This is a genomic window from Paenibacillus sp. J31R120 (assembly GCF_056269225.1).
The window spans coordinates 713087-723616 of record NZ_JBWDNN010000001.1 but is presented as its reverse complement, the minus strand read 5'-3'; the positions used below and the strand labels follow the sequence as shown (position 1 = coordinate 723616).

Genomic DNA, 10530 nt, shown 5'->3' with positions numbered 1-10530 from the left:
CCTTCATCGATTATTAAGGCCAATCTGTGGTATAGTAGAAAAGGATTTATTTGAATGCAACCTTTTAAACGGAGCTGGAGGCTATACTTCTATGAGACGTTCATTGCAATTGCTACTTCTGATGCTCTCCATCATGCTGGCAGGCTGCTCTGCCATTTCCATATCTGCGGACAAAAATGTGAAATCGGATACATGGTATCCGGTATCCGGTTACGTAGACGGCGATACGTTCAAAATCAAAGTCGGAGATACGAACAACACGATTCGTATGCTTTATATTGATACGCCCGAGACCAAAAAGGCGAATACACCGGTACAGGCATACGGGCCTGAAGCCTCCGCTTTCACGGAGGAGCTGCTGAAGGAATCCGGCGAGGTCAAGCTTACATTCGATAAGGAAAACAAGGACCGCTATGACCGGACACTTGCCATTGTCGAGCTGAAGGACGGCCGCATTCTGAACGAGCTTCTGCTTCAGGAAGGACTGGCCAAGGTGCTTATCGTAGAGCCTAATGTGAAGATGGAGAATGTATACAAGCAGCTGGAACAAACCGCGAAGCAGAACAAAGTAGGGCTCTGGAGCTCCGGCAAGGAGACAAGCCAAGCGGAAATATCGGTTCAGAAGTCGTATCATATGGGACTTGTCATTGAAGTGGATAAGCGGGGAGAGCTGGTTACCATTACGAATACGACGAGACTGCCTATCGATATGGATGGCTGGAAGCTCGTGAGCGTGCGAGGCAATCAGACGTATACGTTCCCGGAAATTGAATTGCCTGCGCAGAGCAAGCTGCTGGTCTCTTCCGGAGAAAGCCATGTCAAGGACAAGGACTCACTCGTTCTCTTATGGGAAGTCGATAATGTGTGGAACAATACGGAGCCCGATCCTGCGGAGCTATATAATGAAAACAATGAGCTTGTCGCCTTGTGGGAGGACGAATAATCGTCCTCCTCCGCAAAGCGGCAAGCTCATTTTTTGTCTGGATAATCGCTGGCGTATCCCTCGGCCATACCAATCAGCAATCTTGCCGAATTCAGCATAGCCCTCTCGTCCATATCGAATTTGGGATGATGATGCGAATATACCGCGCCGAGTTCCGGATTGCCGGCGCCCACGAACATGAAGCAGCCCGGCTTCTGGTTCAAATAATAGGAGAAGTCCTCGGCTACCGTAATGGCCTCTGCTTCTAGGACTTGCTCGTCTCCAAAGATCGGCCTTGCAATCTTGAAAAAGCGCTCCGCCTCTGTCTCATCATTCACAACAGGAGGATAACCCACGCGCATATGATAAGCATGTTTGGCGCCGTACATCTCGCACGTATGCCGTACGAGCGATTCCAGCCGGTCATGAATCATGAATCGGGTCCCTTCGTCGAAAGCACGCACTGTGCCCTTCAGCTGGCAGCGCTCCGCAATGACATTGTTGGTCGTCCCTGCCTGGAAGGAGCCGATTGTGACGACCGCCGGATGCAGCGGATTGACATTGCGGCTGACGATCGACTGAACGCCTTGGACAAGCGCCGAACCCGCCACAATCGCATCAATCGTTCCATGCGGCAGGCCGCCATGGCCGCCCTTGCCTTCGATATCGATTATGAACTCGTCGGCTGAGCTCATGAATGGACCTGGACGGCTTGCTGCGCTGCCATACGGGAGCGGCGTCCACAGATGAACGCCGTAGATGACGTCGATCCCTTCAAGCGCACCGTCCTTGATCATCTCGATCGCTCCGCCTGGTGTCACTTCCTCAGCCGGCTGGAACAAGAGCCTCCGCTCCCCCGCCAAGAGCTCTCGACTCCTGCTGTAGAAGTCCGCAACAGCCAGCAAAGCCGCCGTATGACCGTCATGCCCGCAAGCATGCATGACACCCGGCACCTTGGAAGCGTATTCGCATTCCTTTTCATCCTGAATCGGTAGACCGTCGATATCCGCCCGCAGGGCGACGGCCGGGCCAGGCAGCTCTCCCTTAATCGTTGCAATCAAGCCATGGCCGCCTACGTTTCTCCGCACCTTGCAGCCCAGCTCTTCCAATCGGTCCGCGATCCAGTGCGAGGTTTCCTTCTCCCTGAATGACAATTCAGGATGCTGATGGAGATGCCTGCGCCAGCGAACCATGTCCGGATAACGTTCGCTTAGCCATTTCTCCGCAATCGATTCTAGCCGCAAATCGCAAACCTCCTATCTATTTGCATGATCGTCATTTCCTGTTTGGTATAGTGTATCAGATGCCCGTTGCTTTGTGGAGCCTAGCCCGTATAATGGCACAATGCGAGGTCTTCGTTCTCAAAAATGTCACGAAACTTTGCCTTGACGATTAGGAGTAAGGCTTGCGCTGACTGGGGAAACATACTATCATGAGAAAAGAATGTACAACTATGTCTTGTGAATTTGGGAGGAACTGAAATGATTATTGAAAACTCCGGTTTGAATGGCGTTCAGAGCGAACTTGGCCATTTGGACGAAGCCGCTGAGAAAGTCGGCTTTGTGCGTTGGCAATGGGAATATTATCGCGCTACATATGATTTGAAATTGACAGACCGCACGAGCGGCAGCGAATACTTCCTTCGCATGAATACACGCGCGGTTGAAGGCAAGCTTGAGAATCCCCACGCCGTACTTCATATTGAAGCCGTATACATCGGCCGGTCTACGTTCCCTCACGGAATGGAATACGAATCGCCGATTCCAAAGCATATCCTGGAGACGGCTACACAACGACTCGGGCAGTTAAAGCAACAGCTCGTGTAACGGGGCTTCTATGAAGAAGGCCTCGCAGAACGTCAGTCGTGGAAGGCCGGACTTCCTGCTTCTCATCATGACGCTGCTGATGGTTGGCTTCGGGCTCGTCATGGTGTTTAGCGCCAGCTCCGGCGTCGCTGTCGTATCGCCCAGATACGGTAACGACGCCTTTTATTTCACCAAGCTTCAGCTTGCTTGGGCCGTATTCGGCATATTCATCATGTTCTTCATGATGAATCTACGTTACCAGGTGTTCAAGAAAGCGTATATGCTTCTCTTTCTGCCCGTGCTGATCATGCTCGTACTCGTTCCTTTCATCGGTGTTGAGATCAACGGCGCGAAGAGCTGGTTCGGCGTCGGATCACGGGGCATTCAGCCTACCGAACCTGCGAAGCTGGCCATTATTTTGTATCTGGGCGCGCTGATTACGAAGAAGGGCGAGAAGTTCCGTGACTTCAAAAAAGGCCTGCTTCCTGTCATTATCGTGGTCTGCCTGATTTGCGGACTTATCATGCTCCAGCCCGATCTGGGCTCCTGCATGATTCTGGCCGCTTGCGCTTCGATTATGATTTTGGCCGGAGGCTCCAATCTGAAGCATGTGTTTCTTGCAGCGACGCTCGCGATACTTGCTGTAACGGTGATGGTCAGCATCTCTATGGCGATCAATCCGGATCCGTGGCAATACCGGGTCGCGCGATTCACCTCTTACATGGACCCCATATCCAACTCCCAGGACGGCGCCTTCCAGTTGATCTCCTCGCTGCAAGCGATGAGCCACGGCGGGCTAACCGGAGCGGGCTTTGGGGAAAGCGTACAGAAGCTGCATTATTTGACTTATCCCTATAATGACTTTATCTTTGCGGTCATCGCGGAAGAGCTCGGATTTATCGGGAGCGCCATCTTCCTGCTCTTCTACCTGCTGTTCCTCTGGCGAGGGCTAATTGTAGCTCTCAGATGCCCGGATCTATACGGCACGGTGGTCGGAGTTGGCATTGTAAGCTTGTTCGCCGTACAAGCCTTTATCAATATTGGAGGCGTTACGGCAACGATACCGCTTACTGGCGTTACGCTCCCCTTCATCAGCTACGGCGGATCATCGCTGCTTGTCTGTCTCATGTGCATGGGCGTCTTGCTCAGCATATCCAGAGAGTACAATCGGCCGGAAAAGGTTAAACACTAATTCAACAAAAATACGGCACTTTCCGATAATCGGAAAGTGCCGTATTGCGTATGATCGATTATTTCAATCGTTGCTGTGGTTCATCCGGCTCTTCTTCCTTGAACGCAACGCCTTCCACCTTCACGTTCACTTCGACCACTTGCAGTCCGGTCATATTCTCCACCGACTCGCGCACATTCAGCTGCAGCTGGCGGCTAACCTCTTGAATCGGAATGCCATAATGAACGATGATTCGCAGATCAATGGCTGCTTCCAGTTGACCTACCTCGACCGACACGCCCTTTTGCACGTTCTTGCCGCTTAATCTCTTGGCAAGCCCTTCAGATATACCGCCAGACATCGCCGCAATGCCTGGCGTCTCGAGTGCTGCAAGTCCCGCTATCGTAGCTACTACATCGTCAGAAATACGGATTAATCCAGTTTGAAGGTTCTCGGTCATGTCATCCACTCCTCAATTTGCCATATATGTTCATTGTAATAGAACAGACGACATGAAGCAAGGATTGCCCCTATATTCTGCGTTAGGTCTAACGGCATAGGCGGACATAAAAAAAGGCAGCCCGTATATGGGGGCTACCCCTTCGCTTTGCGATCCAAAGCTTCATATAATACAGCCAAATTACGTTCCAGCCGGTTAACAATATCTTTGCCCGCCGGTTCGGTAATCAAGCCCGCCCGAATGGCGAAATCAACCTCTTTGGAAAAACCGTATATCTGTGTATCCAAGACCTCCTCATACAAGGGACATTGACGAGTCGTCAAATTCTCCATCTGTACTTCGATCAGTTTCTCTATCTTACTCGCGTCCTCCTGAAGAAGACGAAGCGCTCGTTCATGCAATAGATCCGTAACTTCCGGTGCAGACATTCTTCTCCCCTCCTATGCGCGTAACCTGTCAAACTCTATACCCTTTATATTAGACGAAAAGTAGGGAATACACAAGGACAAAACAGAAAAGCGCCTCTTCCAATGGAAAGAGACGCCATTCTTATCCTTGATCAACCAATATTAACCGCCGATTACGGTTACGTTCAGGTTGTGCTTGGAAAATACTTCCGCCATTGCTTTCTTCGCTTCTTCAGCGTCAGGACCATGCACATGCAGTTCGTAGGCGTGGCCTCCCACCAATGTCGTGAACAGCCCAAGGATGCTCTTTACATCGATATATTTGCTGTCGGCTTGCAGTACGATGGAAGAAGTGAATTGGCTAGCCGCCTGAGAAATTTCTACAATTGCTGCGTTATTGGACATGGGGAATCCCTCCATATGATTAGTAAAGCTTTCCTGTCACCATGATACCCTGAAACCTTACATCCATCAAGAGGTTTGGCGAAAAAAACGCAGTCTATTCCATTATTTCAAGTGCTCTGGATTTAGACCTTCCAGCTCAGGGAGCACAAAGATGCCATCTTTGCGGATCAGAACGTCGTCAAAATAGATTTCGCCGCCGCCGTATTCCGGACGCTGAATAAGCACCAGATCCCAATGCACCGAAGAGCGGTTGCCGTTGTCGGTATCCTCATACGCCTGACCAGGCGTGAAGTGCAGGCTCCCCGCAATCTTCTCGTCGAACAGAATGTCGTTCATCGGTTGAAGAATATACGGATTGAAGCCGATTGCGAACTCACCAATATAACGGGCGCCTTCGTCCATATCCAGAATTTCGTTCAGCCGCGCATTGTCGTTGCTCTCTGCCTTCACGATCTTGCCATTCTCGAAGGTAAAGGAGATATTCTGGAACGTCGTGCCGGAGTATACGCTAGGCGCGTTGTACGTAATCGTTCCGTTGACGGAATCGCGCACAGGAGCGGAGAATACTTCGCCGTCCGGAATGTTCCGGTGACCGGAGCACTTCTTTGAGCCGATGTCTTTGATCGAGAATGCAATATCCGTTCCCGGCGATACGATGCGCACCTTGTCCGTACGGTCCATAAGCGCTTTGAGCGGGTCCATCGCTTTTTCCATTTTGCTGTAATCCAGATTGCAGACATCGAAGTAGAAGTCCTCGAACGCCTCTGTGCTCATATTGGCCAGTTGAGCCATCGATGGCGTCGGGTAGCGCAGGATGACCCATCTTGTTTTTTTTACGCGTTGTTCCATATGTACAGGGTTGCGGTAAACTTGCTCATACAGACGCATCTTGTCGTCCGGCACATCCGCCAGCTCATTCACGTTGTCGCCGGAGCGCACCGCGATGTAGGCCTGCATATTTTTCATCCGCTCCAGATCCAGCTTCGCCCACAGCTCAATTTGCTCCTTCGTCGCATGCATCAGCATAGTACGCAGAACAGAACGGTCGCTCATCTCCAGGAACGGTCTGCCGCCGCGTGCAGCGACCTCTTCAATCAAGCACTTGGCCAGCTCGCTTTCAGATCCGATCATATCAATCAGAACGTTCTCTCCTGGCTGAACGTCTACCGAATATTGCACCAAATTTTGTGCCAGCTTCTTCAATCTTGGATCACGCATCGTGTTTCATCTACTCCTTCTTGTCATGTTGCCTCATAGCGAAAAAAATGAGTCTGTATCTCTCATTATCGTATCATGATCGGCCCCTTTGCGCACTTTAGTCCGTTCGCGCGGCAGTGCTGTCAAATGCCTGAAAACGGACGGATGTATGCCGGTTTTCCCTCCTTTTTCGCCCATCGCGTTCATAGTTAAAGGTTGTTTTCTCCTCCATCTTAAGCGGAAGCATTCTCTGCTTGTCAACCACGATCTCATACTCCGTGCGCACCTCAAGCGAGCGCAGCATCGCATCGAGCTCCCGCTCCGCTTGCTCGGCCACTTCCTTGCGCTTTGCGCTGGTTGCCCCGCTCTCAATTATAACCTCTCCCGTCACTTGCTCCAGCTCCTGCTTCAGCACGCCGGTCCAGCGGTTTTTGGCCGCATCCCGTTTCTCGACGGCACGCAGCACCAGGGTATCCGCTCCGCTTGTATCCCGCACGCCGTTTTCGGCGATTTCCACCGATTCATGGGAACGCTTGAGTGAATCCAGCACCTCGACCGGATTCCAGTACAGCGGATCTTGCTTGTCGGACTGAATGGTGAGCTGATGATGATTCACCACCTTGCCTTCGAACATTTGCGGCTTGAACATGACGCCTTCCTCCAGCCCCATGCTCATCGATCCGCTAAATGCATATTGATCCATTGCCGCGAGGCCCGCATACGATAAGCTCAGCCACTCCTCCGGCGTTCTGTTCCTATCAGAGACAGAACAGCCGCTTAGTCCTGCAGCAAGCAGCAGCGCGGCGATTAGAGCCCCTATCTTGTGACGTCCATACATGATATCTCCTCCTGTCTAACCATGGCACAGACGCTTCTAGCGCATTCTGCCGTTCTCTCTGCCACTAGCGTCTCTTATTCTCCTCTGGATTATTCCAAACCACCTTCTGCTGTACGAACCCTCTTCCTTCATGCTCAAAAAGGACCCCTACAAAAAGCCGCCCTCCATAAGTACGGCATAGAAAAAAGCGCCTCCACAGGAGACGCTTTTTAAATGGCTATTATTGTTATTCGCCAACAATGATACAGTTCCGGCCCTTGTTCTTGGCCTCGTACAGTGCCATATCCGCCCGATAAAACAACGACTCTACACTAATCTTCTCATTGTCGAACGTCCACTCCGACACACCGCATGAGACAGTCACAGTGGGGTCCGTCTCTTCGGCGACCTGTTTGCGTATCCGCTCGGCTATGCGAAGCGCTTGCTCCGTCCGAATGCCCGGCAAATAGACCGCAAGCTCTTCCCCGCCCCATCTTGCCGCAATGTCTCCTTGGCGAATCGACGCAGAGATGATGCTGCTGACCTGGATCAGGATGCGATCGCCGACCTGATGGCCGTACGTATCGTTGATGCGCTTGAAATAATCAATATCGACCAGAATCAACGAGCCGAAAGGATCCTTCCGCTGCCTGCTCTGGATTTGCTCATTCAGATAATGACGAGCGTGAAGTCCGGTCAGCGTGTCGGTAATGACCATTCTTCGCACCTCCGCATGCAGGGAAGCGTTCGCAACAGCAAGCCCAATATGCGTGCTCATAACTTGAAGCAGCTTATAGTTGTCATAAGAGAAAAAATTGGCAACCTTGTGAGTCACCAGGATAACGCCGACCACTTCGCCGTCGACGAAGATCGGTGCGGCAATAAGAGACCGCGATCCCGTATTGTCCATTAGCTTGGATGTCACGACGCGTGTATTCCAGTAGTCCGATATAATGAGCGGTTCCTTCGTCCGGTAGATCATTCCGCAAAATCCGTATTCCGGCGAGAAGTGCTCGCTTGCCATGGCGGGGATATTGCTGGACTTCACTACAAATTCGTTGCTTACCTTGTCAAGCTGAAGCACACAGCAGTAGTCGGCATCGAATATTGTCAGAAGCTCGCTAGTCGCAAATTGAAAGATCTCCTTCAACCGAAGAGATTGATTCAGTCTCTTGGTCATCTCATTGATCAAACGCAGTTCATTAATCAGCAGATTGGACTGCTCGTACAGCTTTGCGTTCTCGAACGCGGACCCCGCCGTGTCTGCAAGCAGCAGGAATGCCGGCATGTCCGACTCATCCCATTTGCCCCGCCCTAACGTCATGCATAACACGCCGTATGCCGCTTGCTTGCCGGTCATCGGGACCGCAAGCCGCATCGTGCCGTCGCGCTCATGCTCCATGGCCGGCTTACTCTCCAGGAACGCCTGGGCGACAATGTCATGCGCAGTATTCTTGAAGGCCAGGGGCTTTATTCTAGGGTCTCCATCTACATAATCCTGTGAAAGATAGAGATGAATCTCGGAATTTGGGTATAGCGACTCCAGGCTCGCCAGCATCTCCGACAGTACAGAAGAGACGTCAATCTGGTCATAGAGACGCTTGGCGGCAAGAAACAGCGCATCCCTATGGTTCGCTTCGCGATCCTTGCGGTGCTGCTGCTGAATCAAGTCCCGTACATATAGCTGCTCGAACGCATAATAGAAGCAGCTTCTCATATGAAGCGCGGCGGATTCAAGTTCACCTGTATGGGGAGCATCCGGTTCGCCCGCGTATGTGTAAAGCAGTACAGCGAATACCACATCGTCCGAACGGCGGCGAAACGGAATGGCGATCGCATGACAGCCCTCAGCGCTAATCTTGCTGGTTACGCCTTCGCTGAACGCCTCCGGTACAGCTTCTCTTGCCAACCGGTCACGTATGGCTGTGTCCGGTTGATGGGCTGGGTCAGTGAAATCAGTGAAGGCATGGCACAGGACATCTCTCGTATAAATCCCGAATTGGCCCATACGCAAAGAAACCAGCCCCGAAGCCTCCTGTCTCCATCGAAAAAAACTCTCTTCTAATAGAGATGGGAGATAGGGCTCGTCCGCATCATGAATATCTTCATTGGCAAACCAAACGGGAAGTTCCGCCTTTCTTTCATTAACCATGCAGCACCTAACCCTTTCCGTGAATGCAAGGGACAGCTCACTCATTAACAATATCATACTTTATTTTTAAGAATTTTGCACTATCGTTCCCAAAATTTATAGGACTTTAGACGCTTTTATCGTGAATCAGGCCTTTATAATCATTCGAGGAACAATCTTGACTTTTCGCTCCAATTTCATATAATATTAATTGATGAAAACATGGGCGTACGGTTTTGTGTCACCCTCAGGAAATTCGTTCACTGACAAGCCTGCGGCTGAAGTGCTTGACAGGGATGGCATTCATCCATAGAACGTTTATCCGCGCAACACAACCCCATTCTCAAAATTACATTTGATGAAGGAGTTAACACGACACATGGCACGTTATACAGGACCTAAATTTAAACTAAGCCGCCGCCTGGGCATCTCCCTGAGCGGAACTGGCAAAGACTTGAAACGCCCTTTCCCACCAGGACAGCACGGCCCTAACCAACGCAGAAAGATGAGTGGCTACGGCGTTCAATTGCAAGAAAAACAAAAGCTTCGCCACATGTACGGTTTGAACGAGAAGCAATTCCGCAACCTGTACGACAAAGCGGCTAAGCAAAAAGGTAAAGCCGGTGAAAACTTCATGGCATTGCTTGAAAGCCGTCTGGACAACCTTGTTTACCGTCTGGCATTCGCGAACTCCCGCGCTGGCGCTCGTCAGCTGGTAGCTCACGGCCACGTGACAGTAAACGGCAAGAAAGTCGACATCGCTTCCTACACGGTTGCTATTGGCGACGTAATCGGTCTGCGCGAGCGCAGCCGCGGTCAGAAATCGATCAAAGAAGCTCTGGAAGGCCGTCATCACCTTCCGAACTACGTGGAATTCAACGAGCAAGCAATGGAAGGCAAGTACATTCGCCTGCCTGAGCGCGCTGAGCTGAGCCAAGAAATCGATGAGAAACAAATCGTCGAATTCTACAGCCGTTAATAGCGGTTAAACGCAAACTGACTTCTAAAAACCCCGAAACCCCATATAACAGTGGGATTCCGGGGTTTTTGCATGTAACGGTAAATTGCAGGATAATGCAATAAAATGCACTGAATTGGGGCTAAGTGGGGCTGTTTTTCTTTTTTAAAAATAGGGGTAGACGCTGACGGAAAATAAAAAAGAGCCGGGGGTTCATTGGGACTGACCCCCTAACGTGAGACAAATCAAAACACCTT

Annotated in this window: 11 protein-coding genes; 4 read left to right on the top strand and 7 right to left on the bottom strand. The window is 51.1% G+C overall.

The window, feature by feature from the left end:
• Positions 1–91 precede the first annotated feature (91 nt).
• Positions 92–943 (top strand): thermonuclease family protein, encoded by an 852-nt coding sequence (locus AC0YNW_RS03255; protein WP_475830729.1) that lies wholly within the window; start codon positions 92–94, stop codon positions 941–943.
• A gap of 26 nt (positions 944–969) precedes the next feature.
• Here AC0YNW_RS03255 and AC0YNW_RS03250 read toward each other — a convergent pair whose 3' ends face one another.
• Complete coding sequence (locus AC0YNW_RS03250) at positions 970–2115, bottom strand: M20 metallopeptidase family protein (protein WP_475831259.1); 1146 nt, start codon at positions 2113–2115, stop codon at positions 970–972.
• Between the two features lie 288 nt (positions 2116–2403).
• Here AC0YNW_RS03250 and AC0YNW_RS03245 point away from each other — a divergent pair, with 288 nt between their 5' ends.
• Complete coding sequence (locus tag AC0YNW_RS03245; protein WP_475830728.1) at positions 2404–2748, top strand: YugN family protein; 345 nt, start codon at positions 2404–2406, stop codon at positions 2746–2748.
• Positions 2749–2758: 10 nt separating this feature from the next.
• The gene (gene ftsW, locus AC0YNW_RS03240) at positions 2759–3919 is read left to right on the top strand and encodes a putative lipid II flippase FtsW (RefSeq protein ID WP_475830727.1); all 1161 of its coding nucleotides are present in this window, start codon (positions 2759–2761) and stop codon (positions 3917–3919) included.
• A gap of 58 nt (positions 3920–3977) precedes the next feature.
• Here the strand turns inward: ftsW and AC0YNW_RS03235 are convergent, their stop codons facing one another.
• From AC0YNW_RS03235 to AC0YNW_RS03210, 6 genes are all read right to left on the bottom strand, one after another.
• Positions 3978–4358: an Asp23/Gls24 family envelope stress response protein gene (locus AC0YNW_RS03235; RefSeq protein ID WP_116043270.1), complete on the bottom strand. Its 381-nt coding sequence runs from the start codon at positions 4356–4358 to the stop codon at positions 3978–3980.
• A 134-nt stretch (positions 4359–4492) separates the two neighbouring features.
• Complete coding sequence (locus tag AC0YNW_RS03230) at positions 4493–4786, bottom strand: Fpa/YlaN family protein (RefSeq protein WP_387474447.1); 294 nt, start codon at positions 4784–4786, stop codon at positions 4493–4495.
• 141 nt (positions 4787–4927) lie between these two features.
• Positions 4928–5170: an HPr family phosphocarrier protein gene (locus AC0YNW_RS03225; protein ID WP_387474445.1), complete on the bottom strand. Its 243-nt coding sequence runs from the start codon at positions 5168–5170 to the stop codon at positions 4928–4930.
• Positions 5171–5272: 102 nt separating this feature from the next.
• On the bottom strand, positions 5273–6388 hold the full coding sequence (locus AC0YNW_RS03220; protein WP_475830726.1) for an aminopeptidase: 1116 nt from the start codon (positions 6386–6388) through the stop codon (positions 5273–5275).
• A gap of 97 nt (positions 6389–6485) precedes the next feature.
• Entirely contained in the window at positions 6486–7205 is a 720-nt protein-coding gene (locus AC0YNW_RS03215) for a hypothetical protein (RefSeq protein ID WP_475830725.1), read from the bottom strand.
• A 226-nt stretch (positions 7206–7431) separates the two neighbouring features.
• Positions 7432–9336 (bottom strand): diguanylate cyclase, encoded by a 1905-nt coding sequence (locus AC0YNW_RS03210; protein WP_475830724.1) that lies wholly within the window; start codon positions 9334–9336, stop codon positions 7432–7434.
• Between the two features lie 358 nt (positions 9337–9694).
• Between AC0YNW_RS03210 and rpsD the strand changes: the two genes are divergently transcribed.
• Entirely contained in the window at positions 9695–10294 is a 600-nt protein-coding gene (rpsD, locus tag AC0YNW_RS03205) for a 30S ribosomal protein S4 (protein ID WP_119798108.1), read from the top strand.
• Positions 10295–10530: the final 236 nt, after the last annotated feature.